The sequence below is a fragment of the Variovorax sp. OV084 genome, from assembly GCF_900111625.1.
In the GTDB taxonomy this organism is placed as follows: domain Bacteria; phylum Pseudomonadota; class Gammaproteobacteria; order Burkholderiales; family Burkholderiaceae_C; genus Variovorax.
Genome location: NZ_FOII01000002.1, coordinates 720,282 through 735,355, shown reverse-complemented (window position 1 = coordinate 735,355; position 15,074 = coordinate 720,282). Strand labels below are relative to the sequence as shown.

Genomic DNA, 15,074 nt, shown 5'->3' with positions numbered 1-15,074 from the left:
GGAAGGCCGATGGCGTGCTCGGCCACTGAATAGAACGGTCGTTCTATTCAGTGGGCGGATTCTGCGGAGGGGCTCTGGCGTTGGCAATAAGGGTTGGTGCCTAGGGCTCGAAGGCACTCAACCGGCGCTGCCGGGGAGCTCAGGCCGTGTGCGGGTGCCGCGCGCCGTCGTAGAGCGTGCGTGCAAGGTCGCGATGCCTTGCCAGCAGCGGAGCCAGCTCCAGCCCGGTAAAGCCGCCGTCGCGGATGCGGACCGCCCCGTTGATCACGCTCAGCGACACCGTCCCTGGGGTGCAGAACACCAGCGCCGCCACTGGGTCATGCCCCGCGCCCGCATGCGCCACGCCGCGCATGTCGAAGGCGACGATGTCCGCCGACATGCCTGGCGCGATGGCGCCGATGTCGTCGCGCCCCAGCACGCGCGCGCCGCCCAGCGTGGCGATTTCCAGCGCCTCGCGTGCCGTCATCGCCGCCGGGCCGTAGCCCACGCGCTGCAGCAGCATGGCCTGCCGTGCCTCGCCCAGCATGTGCGCGCCGTCGTTCGACGCGCTGCCATCCACGCCCAGCCCCACGGGCACGCCCGCGCGGCGCATTGCGCCGATGGGCGCGATGCCCGAGGCCAGCCGCATGTTGGAGCAGGGGCAGTGCGCCACGCCGGTGCCGGTGCGGCCGAACAGCGCGATGCCGGCCTCGTCGAGCTTCACGCAGTGCGCGTGCCACACGTCGCGGCCGACCCAGCCCAGGTCTTCGGCGTACTCGGCCGGCGTCATGCCGAACTTCTCGCGCGAATAGGCCACGTCGTTGTCGTTCTCGGCCAGATGCGTGTGCAGCGACACGCCGCGCTCACGCGCCAGCTCGGCCGAAAGCCGCATCAGGTCGCGCGACACCGAGAACGGCGAACACGGCGCGAGCACGATGCGGCGCATCGAATGGCGCGACGCGTCGTGCCAGCGGCCGATGAGCCGTTCGCTGTCGCGCAGGATGGCTTCTTCCGTCTCCACCACCTCGTCGGGCGGCAGGCCGCCTGCGCTGCGGCCCACGCTCATGCTCCCGCGTGCCGCGTGGAAGCGCATGCCCATCGCGTCCGCCGCCTCGATCGAATCGTCGAGTTTCGAGCCGTTGGGAAACAGGTAGAGATGGTCGCTGGTGGTGGTGCAGCCGGAGAGCATCAGCTCGGCCATCGCGGTCTGCGTCGACACGCGGATCATCTCGGGCGTGAGGCGCGCCCACAGCAGGTACAGGTTGGTGAGCCAGCCGAACAGCTCGGCGTCTTGCGCCTCGGGCACGGCGCGCGTGAGGCTCTGGTACATGTGGTGGTGCGTGTTGACCAGGCCCGGCATCACCACATGGCCGTGCATGTCGATGGCCTCGGCCTGGCCGTTGCGCAGAGCGTCGTGATACGCGATGGGAAGGTCGGCCGTGGGGCCTGCCCAGGCCACCGCGGGCCCGTCGCACACCACGGCGCCGTCGGCGATCTCGCGCCGGGCGGCGTCCATGGTGAGCAGAACGTCGGCATGTCGAAGAATCATCAGCATGCCGGCATTCTTGCCGGGGCTCAGAGGTCGGGCAAGCCCATGGCCGGATCGCTCACCGTGTGCTTGCCGGTTTCGACGCGGCCGGCGAAGCGGCGGTAGTAGGCCGGGTCGGCATCGCAGGTGACGGCGAAGTCGTACCACTGGCCGCTGGCTGCGAGATCCCAGTGCTGGTCGACGTTGGCACCGCCGTTCACCGTCGCGGTCCACGGCCCGTCTGTACGGTAGGCCTTGGCGACGATGGTGAGCTTGCACGCGGCCTTGCCGTCGTTGCGCATATTCAGGTAGACGTTGCCGTTGGCGATGTCGTAGCACACGCGCACCTCGGGCTGCGCCGCATCGCCTGCGCGCAGCGTGTTGAGGTTGCCCTTGAAGTGACGGTGAAAGCCGTTGGGACCGAGCACCCACAGGTCGTAGAGGCCGGCGTCGTCGGCCATTGCGGCCCAGGTGTCGTCGAGCTTCTTGCCCGCTTCGACCATGTAGCGGCGCGGCAGGCGGTCGAGGTGGCGCTTGTCGTAGACGTGGAACACGGCAGCCGCCTTGCCGGTGTTGAGGAGCAGCAACTGCAGTTTGCCGTTGACCACGTCGGCCTTGGCGCTGGTGTGCAGTTCGTACGGCAGGGCGCGCGAGGGGCGCGTGCCGGTGGGCTGCTTCGGCAACTGCGGATCGAGCGGCAGCGGCACCTGTGTCAGCGCTTCCTGGTCGAGGCGCAGCTTGTCGGCCTCGGTCCTGTTCTTGCGGCCGGTGAGCGTGGGCAGGGCCTCGCTGTTGGGCGTCGCGAAGTTGAAGGCGCTCGTGAGGTCGCCGCACACGGCGCGGCGGTAGGGCGAGATGTTCGGCTCCTTCACGCCGAAGCGCGCCTCGATGAAGCGCAGCACCGAGGTGTGGTCGAACACCTGCGAGTTGACCCAGCCGCCGCGGCTCCATGGCGAGAGAACGTACAGCGGCACGCGCGGGCCGGGGCCGAACACGCGGCCGTCGGGTGCAGGCTGCGAACGGCTGCCTTCCGGTGGCTGCTGCGTGAAGTACTCGTGCACAAGGTCGGCATCGGTGAGCGTCGTCTTGCCCGCGGCGGCGCTCCTGGAGTCGATGGGGTTGATCAGCGATGGCGCGGACGGCGACGGCACATGGTCGAAGTAGCCGTCGTTCTCGTCGAAGTTGACCAGCACCACGGTCTTGCTCCAGACCTCCGGCACGGCTGTCAGCGCGTCCAGTATTTCCTGCAGGAACCAGGCGCCTTGCACCGGGCTTGATGGGCCCGGGTGTTCGCAATAGATGGACGGGGCGTTGATCCAGCTCACCTGCGGCAGGCGGCCGGCCTTGATGTCGCTGCGGAACGCATCCAGGTACTCCTCCGGCTTGCTGCCCGGCAAGGTGTTGGCGATGCCCTTGTAGAGCGGGTTGCCCGGGTTGTCGCTGGCGGGGTCGTAGGCGTGATAGGGCGTTGCCTGGCCGCTGTTGGAATAGGGCGCGTTGGGAGCGCCGCCGCTGGAGACCGGGAAAGGGGATGCCCGGTTGGCGCGCCTGAACTGGCGGAAGGCGCCGAGCATGTTGTCGCCCCATTCGTCGGGCATGTTCTGGTAGCAGATCCAGCTCACGCCTGCGTCTTCGAGCCGCTCGGCATAGGTCTTCCACGTGTAGCCGGTGTTCACGGCGGAAGCGCGTCCGTCGAGCCAGTCCCACTCGTTGTTGACGAAGGCAACGTTCTGCGCGGTCGAGCCGTTGGTGCCCGTCAGGTGGAAGGAGCGGTTGGCGTCCGTTCCGGTGTGCATGGCGCAGTGGTAGCTGTCGCAGAGCGTGAAGGCGTTGGCCAGCGAGAACTGGAACGGCACTTCCGCTTCCTTGAAGTAGCCCATGGCTGCGCTGGTCTTGTAGCGCGGCCATTGGGAGAGGCGGCCGCCGTCCCATGCTTCCTGGCTGTCGAGCCACTCGTGCGGCGTGCCGCTCACGCGCTGCGCGTTGCCCTTGGTCTGGTCGAGGTGGTAGGGCAGCACGAGCTTGCCACCGGCATCGCTCTGCTGCCACACGTTGCGCCCGCCCGGCAGTGGAACGGTGAAGCGGTCACCGAAGCCGCGCACGCCCGGCAGCGTGCCGAAGTAGTGGTCGAAGGAGCGGTTTTCCTGCATCAGCACGACGATGTGCTCGACGTCCTGGATGGTGCCGGTCTTGTTGTTGGCCGGAATGGCGAGTGCGCGGCGGATGCTGGGTGGGAAGGCGCTGAGCGAGAGGGCGGCAAGGCCGGTGGTGGCCGTGCCGGTGAGGAATTTGCGGCGTGAATTCATGGGCAGCTTGTTGTGGTTCTTCGGGCGATCAGGGAGCGCAGCGCTTTTCGGGCTTGACGCCCGTATCCGGTGGGGTTGTCGTGGTGTCCGGTGTGGGCAGGCCGGCGAAGCCGCCACCGTCGCTGCCGCCGCATGCGGAGAACGTGCAGGCAATGAAGAGCAGCGCGCACGCGAGATGCGTGCGCGAAGTGATGAATCGCATGGGGAGATCCTCTCGATGTTGTGCGCCGAGGCTAGGAAGCCCGGGTGACATCGAGATGAACCCTTCGATGCCGAGGTGTAAGCGCGCATTGCGCGCTCCACGCCTCGTCATCGATGCATGGCGAGGCTCAGAGGTCGGCCATGCCCATCGCGGGGTCGCTTACCGTGTGCTTGCCGGTTTCCACGCGGCCGGCAAAGCGGCGGTAGTAGGCCGGGTCGGCGTCGCAGGTAACGGCGAAGTCGTACCACTGGCCGCTGTTCGCAAGCTCCCAGTGCTGGTCTACGTTGGCGCCGCCGTTCACGCTCGCAGTCCACGGGCCGTCTGTGCGGTAGGCCTTGGCGGTGACGGTGAACTTGCACGTCGCCTTGCCGTCGTTACGCATGTTCAGGTAGACATTGCCGTTGGTGATGTCGTAGCACACGCGTACTTCGGGCGCAGCGTTGCTCGTGCCCGACGCATTCACATTGCCCTTGAACTGTCGATGGAAGCCGTTGGGACCGAGCACCCACAGGTCATAGAGGCCGTTGTCTCCGGCGGCGGGCGTCCAGGTGTCGTCGAGCGTCTTGCCCGCCTCGACCATGTAGCGGCGCGGCAGGCGATCGAGATGCTTCTTGTCGTACACGTGGAAGACTGCCGCGGCCTTGCCGGTGTTGGCGAACAGCAGCTGCAGCTTGCCGCCGGTCGCGTCGGCCTTGGCGCTTGTGTGCAGCTCGTAGGGCAAGGCGCGCGAGGGCCGCGTACCCGTGGCCTGCTGCGGCAATTGCGCGTTGGCCGGCGGCACCACCTGCGGCAGCACGTCCTGGTCGGCGCGGACCTTGTCGGCCTCGGCCTTGGTGCGGCTGCCCGCCAGCACCGGCAGCACCTCGGTGTTGGGCGTCGCGAAGTTGAAGGCGCTCGTGAGGTCGCCGCACACCGCGCGGCGGAACGGGCTGATGTTGTCCTCCTTCACGCCGAAGCGCGCCTCGACGAAGCGCAGCACCGAGGTGTGGTCGAACACCTGCGAGTTGACCCAGCCGCCACGGCTCCACGGCGAGATCACGTACATCGGCACGCGCATGCCGGGGCCGTACACGTTGCCGTCGGGCGTGGGCTGGGCGGTGGGAATGCCGGGCGGCGCGGGGTGCGTGAAGTACTCGTAGCTCATGTCCTGCGCAGGCAGCGTGCTCTTGCCCGCGAGCGTCGATGCATCGGGGTTGGGCGAAGGCGCGGAGGGCGAGGGCACGTGGTCGAAGTAGCCGTCGTTCTCGTCGAAGTTCACGAAGAGCACCGTCTTGCTCCACACCTCGGGCACTGCGGTGAGCGCGTCCAGCACCTGCTGGACGTACCAGGCGCCCTGCACCGGGCTCGAAGGCCCGGGGTGCTCGGAGTACACGTCGGGCGGAATCACCCACGACACCTGCGGCAGCCGGCCGTTCTTCACGTCGGCGCGGAACGCATCCATGATCGCACCCGCGTCGAAGGCGGCCTGATCGGCCACCGGCAGCGTGTTGGCCGTGCCCTTGTAGAGCGGGTTGCCCACGTCGTCGCCGGGCGCGTAGGCCGGCGACGCGCCTTGCGGCAGCGAGGTGCTCACCGGCTTGCCCGAAGCTTCGTTCGCCTTGCGGTAGGGCTTGAAGCCCAGCAGCGGGTTGCAGCCGTAGTTGTTGGGAATGTTCTGGTAGACCATCCAGCTGACGTTGGCCTCCTGCAACCGCTCGGCGTAGGTCTTCCATTCGTAGCCTTCGGTCGACGGGCCGGTCGAGCTCCAGGCATTGACGTTGTTCACGTAGGCCACGTTGGCGCCGGTGGGGCCGTTGGTGCCGGTCCAGTGGAAGGAGCGGTTGGCGTGCGTGCCGGTGTGCATCGCGCAGTGGTAGTCGTCGCAGATCGTGAAGGCATTGGCCAGCGCGAACTGGAACGGCAATTCGGCTTCCTTCAGGTAGCCCATCGACTGCAGGTAGGGTGTCTTGCCGGCCTTCTTGTAGCGCGGCCACTGGTACATGCGCCCGCCATCCCAGGCGTTGTGCGCATCGACCCAGGTGTGCGGCGTGCTCGACACGCGCTGGGCGCTGCCCTTCGTGCTGTCGAGGTAATAGGGCAGCACCACGTTGCCGGCGTCGTCGAGCTGCTGCCAGACCTTGCGGTCAGCAGGAAGCGGAATGGTGAAGCGGTCGCCGAAGCCGCGCACGCCCATGAGCGTGCCGAAGTAGTGGTCGAAGGCGCGGTTCTCCTGCATCAGGATGACGATGTGCTCGACGTCCTTGATGGTGCCAGTGGCGTTGTTGGCCGGTATGGCCAGCGCGCGGCGAATGCTGGGTGGGAACGCGCTGAGCGCGAGGGCGGCGGCGCCCGTGGTGGCGGTGCTGGTGAGAAATTTGCGGCGTGATGTCATGGGTGTGTTGTTGTGGTTCTTCATGGACGGGGTCAGGGGTACAGGCCGTGATGATGAGCGCAGGCACGAGGTGCTTGCGCTCATCCTCTCATCGGAATGTATCGGCGCTCAGAGGTCGGCCATGCCCATGGCCGGGTCGCTCACCGTGTGCTTGCCCGTTTCGACACGGCCTGCGAAGCGGCGGTAGTAGGCCGGATCTGCATCGCACGTGACTGCGAAGTCGTACCACTGGCCGCTGCTCGCAAGCTCCCAGTGCTGGTCGACGCTGGCGCCGCCGTTCACCGTCGCGGTCCATGGCCCATCGTTGCGATAGGCCTTGGCGTTGATGGTGAACCGGCACGCCGTCTTGCCGTCGTTGCGCATGCTCAGGTAGACATTGCCGTTGGCGATGTCGTAGCACACGCGCACCTCGGGCGTCGCATTGCTGGTGCGCAGTGCGTTGAGGTTGCCCTTGAAGTGGCGATGGAAGCCGTTGGGCCCGAGCACCCACAGGTCGTAGGCGCCGCCGTCATCGGTCATCGCGGCCCAGGTGTCGTCGAGCATCTTGCCGGCCTCGACCATGTAGCGGCGCGGCAGGCGATCGAGATGCAGCTTGTCGTACACATGGAACACGGCCGCGGCCTTGCCGGTGTTGGAGAACAGCAGCTGCAGCTTGCCGTTGACCACGTCGGCCTTGGCGCTGGTGTGCAGTTCGTACGGCAGGGCGCGCGAGGGGCGGGTGCCGGTGGGCTGGCGCGGCAGCGCGGGCGTGGAGGGCAGCGGCACCTGCGCCAGTGCTTCTTGGTCGAGGCGCAACTGATCTGCTTCGGCCTGGGTCTTGCGTCCCGCGAGCGTGGGCAGCACTTCGCTGTTGGGCGTTGCGAAGTTGAAGGCGCTGGTCAGGTCGCCGGCAATCGCGCGGCGGAACGGCGAGATGTTCGTTTCCTTCACGCCGAATCGCGCTTCAAGAAAACGCAGCACCGAGGTGTGGTCGAACACCTGCGAGTTGACCCAGCCGCCGCGGCTCCATGGCGAGATGACGTACATCGGCACGCGCGGGCCGGGGCCGTAGACGCGGCCGTCCGGCTGGGGCACGCCGCTGGGCGTGCCGGGTACCAGCGGGTGGTTGTAGCGCTCGAACGCGACATCGGAGTCGCCGAGCGTGGTCTTGCCCGCCGCGCTCTTGTCGGGGTTGATCGACGGCGCGGAAGGCGACGGCACGTGGTCGAAGTAGCCATCGTTCTCGTCGAAGTTGACGATGAACACCGTCTTGCTCCACACGTCGGGCGATGCGGTGAGCGCATCAAGCACCTGCTGGATGTACCAGGCGCCCTGCACGGGGCTCGAAGGTCCGGGGTGCTCGGAGTAATCGGCGGGAGCGACGATCCACGACACCTGCGCGAGCTTGCCGCTGGCCACGTCCTGCTTGAACGCGCCGAGCAGGCCGCCGTCGGGCATGGTGTTGGCGATGCCCTTGTAGAGCGGGTTGCCCGCGTCGTCGCTGGCGGGGTCGTAGGCCGGCAGCGTCGTGCCCACCGGCGGGCTGGCGTCGCCGTCGTAGCGCTCGTTGTTCTTGCCTGAAGCCTTGTTGGCCACCCGGTATTGCTGGAAGCCGGCCAGCGGGTTGTCGGTGAAGTTGTCGGGCAGGTTCTGGTAGACGATCCAGCTGACCTTGGCGTCCTGCAGGCGCTCCGGGTAGGTCTTCCAGTTGCAGCCGAAGGTGGTCGAATCGACGCCGGGGTTGTCGGTGGGGTCCCATGGAAACCGCAGGTTCTCCCAGGTGTTGTCCACCGAGGCGACGCCCGCCACGCCGGCACTGGTCTGGCCCGAGGGGCCGTTGGTGCCGCTCCAGTGGAACAGGCGGTTGGAGTTGGTGCCGGTGTGCATGCCGCAGTGGTAGCTGTCGCACACGGTGAAGGCGTTGGCCAGTGCGTACTGGAACTGCAGTTCAGCCTCTTGCAGATAGCCCATCGATTGCGTGAAGGGCGCCGTGCCGGTGGCCTTGTACTTCGGCCATTGGTTGAGGCGCCCGCCGTCCCAGGCGTTCTGCGCGTCGAGCCAGCTGTGCGGCGTGCCGCTGACGCGTTGCGCGTTGCCCAGGGTCTGGTCGAGGTGATACGGCAGCACCACCTTGCCGTCGGCGTCGCTCTGTTCCCACACGCGGCGCCCGCCGATCAGCGGAATAGCGAAGCGGTCGCCGAAGCCGCGCACGCCCATGAGCATGCCGAAGTAGTGGTCGAACGAACGGTTCTCCTGCATCAGGATCACGACGTGCTCGACGTCCTGGATGGTGCCGGTCTTGTTGTTGGCCGGAATGGCGAGCGCGCGGCGGATGCTCGGCGGAAAGGCCGAGAGCGCGAGGGCGGCGGCGCCAGTCGTGGCTGTGCCCGTGAGGAATTTGCGGCGGGAGGTCATTGAGTAGTTCCTGGCGGCGCTCAGGGCGCGCAGCGCATCTCGGGCTTCGGAGTGTTGTCGGGCGGGGTGGGTGTGGTCGGCGTCGTCGGCGTGCCGCCGAAGAAGCCGCCGCCACCGCTGCCACCACCGCACGCAGAGAGCACGCAGGCCAGGAACAGCACGGGCGCAAGCCGCGTGCGGAGAAAAAGAAGTCGCATGGATCGGTCCTTTGTTATGTGGTTCTGGAAGGTGCGTGAGGGGGCGCACCTGGGCCACGAGACTAGGGATAACCCGTTACCGACTGGTTAACTTGGGATGACGCAGAGAAGTCAGGCGCGTGACAACGCACTGCCCAAGGCAGCGTCAGGATCGGCGAAATGACGGCGTGGCGCGGCCTGGCGCCGCGTTCAAGCGCAGCGCTCAGGGCTCGTTGCTGATACCGCTCGATACATGCCCGGCGGGCACGTGGCGCGAGGCCGCATCGACATGACCGGTCTGGTCGTCGAAGAAGAAGTCGGGCTCGAACTCGCGCAGGAACTCGCCCTTGGGCAGGCCGCCGAGGAACATGGCCTCGTCGACGCGGATGTTCCACTTCATGAGCGTGCGGATGGCGCGCTCGTGCGCCGGTGCGCTGCGCGCGGTGACGAGCGCGGTGCGAATGCGCATCTGCGCATTGCCGGCCATCTGCAGCCGGTGCAGCGCCATCAGCAGCGGCTTGAACGGCCCTTCGGGCAAGGGCAGGTCGGCCTTGCTGAGTTCGTGGGCCTGGAAGGCGTCGAGTCCCTCGGCCTGGAACACGCGCTCGGCCTCGTCCGAGAACAGCACCGCATCGCCGTCGAAGGCAATGCGCACTTCGTTCGGCCAGGCGTCGCTGGCCTTTACCGATTCGACCAGCACGCGCGCAGCCGGAAAGCCCGCGATGAGCGCCTCGCGCACGTCCTGCGCGTTGACCGAGAGAAACAGGTGCGCGCGCAGTGGGCGCAGGTAGCCGAAGGGCGGTCGGCCCTGTGTGAACACGCCGCGCTGCAGTTTGATGTCGGCGGCCGCGCTCGACTTGAAGATGCGCATGCCCGAGACCGGGTCGTTGCGCGAAAGAATCACGACCTCGACGCGCTGCACGCCGTCTTCGTTGAAGCGCAGCAGCTTGCGGATCAGCGAATACGCAATGCCCGGCGCGGCCGGCACGTCGATGCGATCGAGCTGCAGCTTCATGTAGCCCTCGTTGTCCCCGGCCTCGAAGATCTTGTTTTCTTCTTCGAGGTTGAACAGGGCACGCGAGGAGATCGCGACCACGAGCTTGTCTTCGAGCGTTACGGGCATGGTGCGCCTTGCTGGCTGGCCGTTGTTACTTGACGAACTGGTTCAGCTGGATGATAGGCAGCATCACCGCCAGAACAATCAGCATCACCACCCCGCCCATGGCCACGATCAGCAGCGGCTCGAGGATGGTCGCCAGGTGCATTGCGCGGCGCTGCACTTCGGCGCTGAGCTGATTGGCCGCGCGTTGCAACATCAGCGGCAGGGTGCCGGTCTGCTCGCCGAGGCGCGCGAACATCGACACCAGGCCCGGAAAGCGCTTCTTCTGCGCCAGCGCTGAGGCCAGCGGCGCGCCTTCGCGCACCAGCACCAGCGCGTCGAGCGCGTCGGCGCGCATCGCGCGGTTGCTCAGCGTCTCGGAAGCCGCCTGCAGCGCACGCAGGATCGGCACGCCGGCCGTGGCCAGCATGGCGAGCGTGCTCGCGAAGCGCGCCGCGTTGTAGCCGCGCGCGAGCTTGCCGACCAGCGGCAGCTTGAGCCAGACCGCGTCGAACTTCAGGCGGAAGGCCTCTTGTGCCAGCGCCACCCGCGCGCCGATGGCCGCGAGCACGACGGCGCACAGCATCCACCAGCCATAGTTGCGCACGCCCGCGCTCAGCGACAGCATCACGGTGGTGAGAAAGGGCAGCGAGCGCTTGGTGCCCGCAAAAACCTGCGCCACCTGCGGCACCACGTAGCTCACGAGGAAGATCACGATCACGATCGCCACCAGCGTGACGATGGCCGGGTACAGCGCCGCGCCGATCAGCTTCTGCTGCAGCGCCTGGCGTTCTTCGAGGTCGTCGGCAAGGCGGTCGAGCACGAGGCCGAGGTTGCCGCTCTGTTCGCCGGCGCCGATCACGGCCGTGTAGATGGGCGAGAACTCGCGCGGATGTGCCGACAGCGCACGCGCGAACGGCGAGCCCGCGTTGACTTCGGCGCGCAGCGACGCGACAAGGTTGCGCTGCTGCTCTGACTCGGCTTCGTCGGTGAGTGCCGTGAGCGCGCGTTCCAGCGGCAGGCCCGACGAGACGAGGCCCGCGAGCTGCCGCGTCCACACCGCGAGGCCGGTGGAATTGAAGACGCGCTTGCCGCCGCCGAGCCAGCGGCTGAGGGTGCTGCGCTGGCCGGTGCCGTTGACGTGGTCGCTTCCGACCGGCTTGACCGACAGCGGAATGAGCGCCTGCGCCCGCAGCAGGCTGCGCGCGCTGCGTGCGGTGTCGGCCTCGAGCACGCCTTCGCGGCTCTGGCCGCTGGCGTCGATGGCTTCGAAGGAATAGGCGGGCATGGGGAGCGCCGGGGCGGCTTAGTCTCGCGTGACGCGCAGCAACTCGGCGCGCGAAGTGACGCCAGCCTGCACCAGCCGTTCGCCGTCTTCGCGCATCAGGCGCAGGCCGCCGCGCGCGCCGGCCTTGAGCAGTTCGCTCTCGGCCGCCTTGCTGTGGATCAGGCCCTGCACGGTTTCGTCCGCCACCAGCAGCTCGAAGATGCCGGTGCGGCCCTGATAGCCGGTCTGGCCGCACACTTCGCAGCCCGCGCCGGCGCACACCGTGCACACCTTGCGCACGAGGCGCTGCGCGAGCACGCCGAGCAGAGACGAGCTCAGAAGAAAAGGCTCCACGCCCATGTCGGTCAGGCGCGTGACGGCGCTGACCGAGTCGTTGGTGTGCAGCGTGGCCAGCACCAGGTGACCGGTCAGCGAGGCCTGGATGGCGATCTGCGCGGTCTCGAAGTCGCGGATTTCACCGATCATGATGACGTCAGGGTCCTGCCGCAGGATCGCGCGCAGGGCCTTGGCGAAGGTGAGTTCGATCTTGGCGTTGATCTGCGTCTGGCCCACGCCCGGCAGCTCGTACTCGATGGGGTCTTCCACCGTCATGATGTTGCTGCGGCTCGCATCGAGCCGGGCCAGCGCGGCGTACAGCGTGGTGGTCTTGCCCGAGCCCGTGGGGCCGGTCACGAGAATGATGCCGTGCGGCTGCGAGATGAGCTTCTCGAAGCGCTCCAGCGTGTCGCCCTGCATGCCCACCGATTCGAGCGTGAGCTTCGATTCGCTCTTGTCCAGGAGACGCAGCACTGCGCGTTCGCCATGCGCACTCGGCAGCGTCGACACCCGCACGTCGACCGCGCGCGTGCCGATGCGCAAGGAGATGCGTCCGTCCTGCGGCAGCCGCTTTTCGGAGATGTCGAGGTCGGCCATGATCTTCAGGCGCGAGATCAGCGCGGCGTGCAGCGCGCGATTGGGCTGCACCACCTCGCGCAGCGTGCCGTCGATGCGAAAACGCACGGACGAGGTGCGCTCGTAGGGCTCGATGTGGATGTCGCTCGCACCGTCGCGCGCGGCCTGCGTGAGCAGCGCGTTCAGCATGCGGATGATGGGCGCGTCGCCAGCGCTTGCCAGCAAGTCTTCGACCGCGGGCAGCTCCTGCATCATGCGCGAGAGGTCGGCGTCGTTCTGCACCTCGCTCACCACCGCGGCGGCGCTCGACTCGCCCTGCGCATAGGCCGCGCTGATGCGCTGCGCCAGCGCGCCGTCGGCCAGCACCTCGAAGGCCTGCACGCCGTACTTGCGCGACACCTCGCCGACCGCGCTGCGTGCCGGGTGGCTCGACATCCACAGCGTGTAGCGGCCGTCGTCGGTCTCCTCGAGCAAAAGCTGCTGGCTGCGTGCGAAGGCGTAGGGCAGGGGGTAGCGCATGGACATCAAGGCAGTATCAAGGCAGTTCGCGCGTGCTCACGGGGTCGGCGGTCGGCGGCAGGGCGCCGCGCAGGGCGCTTGGCGCCAGCTTGCGGTTGTCGGCGGGCAGCGCGGGCGGCGGGATCAGTTGGGTGCCTTGCTCGCGCAGGCCGCCCCGGCTGTTGCTGCTGGTGCCCAACGGCGGCGACTCCGGTAGCACGGGCGCGGCATTCACGTTGCGCAGCATCACGTTGTCGGTGTTGGGCTGGGTCGCCTGCTGCAGGCCACGGATCTGGTCGTAGCGATCGAATGCGAAGGCTTCGGTCGCCGTGGCGTCGCGCATCACCACCGGGCGCAGGAACATCATCAGGTTGTTCTTGACGCGCGAGCGGTTCTCGCTCTTGAACAGGTTGCCGACCACCGGGATGTCGCCGGCGAACGGCACCTTTTCAGTGTTGGTGCCGTAGGTGTCCGACAGCAGGCCGCCGAGCATGACGAGCCCGCCGTCTTCCACCAGCACGCTGGATTCGAGCGAGCGCTTGTTGGTGGTCGGGCCGTTGGGGTCGGTGGTGGTGCCGGGCGCGACGTTCGAGATCTCCTGGAAGATCGTCATCTTCACGGTACCGTTCTCGTTGATGGTCGGACGCACGCGCAGGGTGAGGCCGACGTCCTTGCGCTCGACGGTGGTGAACGGGTTCACGCCCACCGAGCCCGAGGTGCTGGCGTAGGAGCCGGTCGGGAACGGCACGTTCTGGCCGATGACGATCTTGGCTTCTTCGTTGTCCAGCGTCAGCAGGTTGGGCGTCGAGAGCACGTTGGCGTCGTTGTCGTTGCTGAAGAAATTCGCCACCGCGCCCAGGATGTACTGGCCACCGATCTTGCCGGCAATGCCGAGGTTCAGGCCGGGCTGGATCGACGTTGCAAGGCCGGAGGCATCCTTGGTGGCCAGCGCCTGGGTCAGCGCCAGGATGTTGCCGCCGTTGAGGGTGGAGTTGGTGCCGATGACGGCGTTGTTGCCCAGCGCGCTTTGCCACTGCACGCCGAACTTGGCCGCCTTGGTGGCGTTGACCTCGACGATCAGCGCCTCGATCATGACCTGCGCGCGCCGGCCGTCGAGCTTGTCGATCACGGCGCGCATCTGGCGGTACTGCGGCTCGGGCGCGGTGATGATCAGCGAGTTGGTCGTCGGGTCGGCCTGGATCTGGCCGCCGGTCGAGGGCTGGTTGGCGTTGTTGAGCGGCGCGTTGGCGGCGGCCGAGCCACCGCTCTGGTTGCCGCCGCTGTTCAGGTTCACCTGCATGGCCTGCGGCGCGCTCTGCTGGGGCGCCGCGCCGCCACCCGCAGCACCGGCAGCGCCTGGCGTGGTGTTCTGCTGGTTCGCCGCCATCGCGGCGCGCAGCGTGGCCGCGAGGCGCACCGCGTCGGCGTTCTTCAGGTAGACCACGTAGATGTTGCCGGCCAGGCCATTGCTGCTTTCCGTCGGCGGGCGGTCGAGCTTCTCGACCAGCGTGCGCACCAGCGCCACGCGTGCCGGGTTGGCCGCGCGCAAGATCAGCGAGTTGCTGCGCGGGTCGGCCATGAGCGTGGTGCGGAACGACGCATCGGTCGCACCGGGTGCGGCGCCGCCCGGGGCGCCGGAGCCGCCGCCGTCGACCAGGCGCTGCACCAGCGGCACCATGTCGGTGGCAACCGAGTGCCTGAGCTGGATGACCTCGATGTCGGACGCATTCGGCACGTCGAGCGACGCGATGATGCGCGCCAGCCGGCGCATGTTGTCGGCGTAGTCGGTGATCACGAGCGAGTTGTTGCCCGGGTTCACGTTGATGGTGTTGTTCGGCGGAATCAGCGGGCGCAGCACCGGCAGCAGGTTGTTCGGCGACTCGTAGTTGAGCCGGAAGATCTGCGTGACGATCTGGTTGCTGCCGCTGGACGCCGTGGCGCTGATGGAGGTGTTGACGGTGCTGCTCTGCAGCTTGGCGTCGGCCTCGGGCACCACCTTGTAGAGGCCGTCGGCTTCCACCACCGCGAAGCCCTGCAGGCGCAGCGCCGAGGCGAACTGGTTGAAGGCGGCGGCTGGCTGGATGGCGCGGTCGGTGACGAGGTTCATCGTGCCCTTGACGCGCGGGTCGACCACCACATCGCGGCCCGTGACCACCGCCATGGTGCGGGCCACGGCCTCGATGTCGGCGTTGGAGAAGTTCAGCGTGATCGGCTCGCCGCGGCGCGGCGCATCGCCGGCCTGCGCGAACGCAGCGGGGGCACCCTGCAGGAACGTGGCGGCGATCAGCACGCGTACGGCGAGTGCGACGGTGCCGGTCGAAAACAGTGGCTTCATCATGAGG

General features: G+C 67.7%; 10 protein-coding genes. All 10 read right to left on the bottom strand.

The features are described 5' to 3' along the window. Window positions 1–139: 139 nt before the first annotated feature. The 10 genes from BMW87_RS09745 to gspD all read right to left on the bottom strand — a co-directional run bounded on the left by BMW87_RS09745 (window position 140) and on the right by gspD (window position 15,070). Window positions 140–1,534 (bottom strand): 8-oxoguanine deaminase, encoded by a 1,395-nt coding sequence (locus BMW87_RS09745; protein ID WP_093048272.1) that lies wholly within the window; start codon window positions 1,532–1,534, stop codon window positions 140–142. A 20-nt stretch (window positions 1,535–1,554) separates the two neighbouring features. Continuing rightward, the gene (locus tag BMW87_RS09740) at window positions 1,555–3,813 is read right to left on the bottom strand and encodes a phosphocholine-specific phospholipase C (RefSeq protein WP_093075976.1); all 2,259 of its coding nucleotides are present in this window, start codon (window positions 3,811–3,813) and stop codon (window positions 1,555–1,557) included. Between the two features lie 28 nt (window positions 3,814–3,841). Further along, window positions 3,842–4,015, bottom strand: coding sequence for a hypothetical protein (locus BMW87_RS35070; RefSeq protein ID WP_177192752.1), 174 nt, complete (start codon window positions 4,013–4,015; stop codon window positions 3,842–3,844). 127 nt (window positions 4,016–4,142) lie between these two features. Continuing rightward, window positions 4,143–6,386, bottom strand: a complete 2,244-nt coding sequence (locus BMW87_RS09735) for a phosphocholine-specific phospholipase C (RefSeq protein ID WP_093075975.1) — start codon at window positions 6,384–6,386, stop codon at window positions 4,143–4,145. Between the two features lie 108 nt (window positions 6,387–6,494). Beyond that, entirely contained in the window at window positions 6,495–8,780 is a 2,286-nt protein-coding gene (locus tag BMW87_RS09730; protein ID WP_093075973.1) for a phosphocholine-specific phospholipase C, read from the bottom strand. Window positions 8,781–8,800: 20 nt separating this feature from the next. After that, on the bottom strand, window positions 8,801–8,977 hold the full coding sequence (locus BMW87_RS35065; RefSeq protein WP_177142251.1) for a hypothetical protein: 177 nt from the start codon (window positions 8,975–8,977) through the stop codon (window positions 8,801–8,803). Between the two features lie 202 nt (window positions 8,978–9,179). Continuing rightward, complete coding sequence (locus BMW87_RS09725) at window positions 9,180–10,079, bottom strand: 5'-nucleotidase (RefSeq protein ID WP_056509256.1); 900 nt, start codon at window positions 10,077–10,079, stop codon at window positions 9,180–9,182. 25 nt (window positions 10,080–10,104) lie between these two features. Next, window positions 10,105–11,343, bottom strand: coding sequence for a type II secretion system inner membrane protein GspF (gene gspF / locus BMW87_RS09720; protein WP_093075972.1), 1,239 nt, complete (start codon window positions 11,341–11,343; stop codon window positions 10,105–10,107). 18 nt (window positions 11,344–11,361) lie between these two features. Further along, window positions 11,362–12,753 carry a GspE/PulE family protein gene (locus BMW87_RS09715; RefSeq protein WP_093048284.1) on the bottom strand — a complete coding sequence of 464 codons (1,392 nt, stop codon included), beginning with the start codon at window positions 12,751–12,753 and terminating at the stop codon, window positions 11,362–11,364. A 16-nt stretch (window positions 12,754–12,769) separates the two neighbouring features. Next, on the bottom strand, window positions 12,770–15,070 hold the full coding sequence (gene gspD, locus BMW87_RS09710; RefSeq protein WP_093075970.1) for a type II secretion system secretin GspD: 2,301 nt from the start codon (window positions 15,068–15,070) through the stop codon (window positions 12,770–12,772). Between the last annotated feature and the right edge of the window lie 4 nt (window positions 15,071–15,074).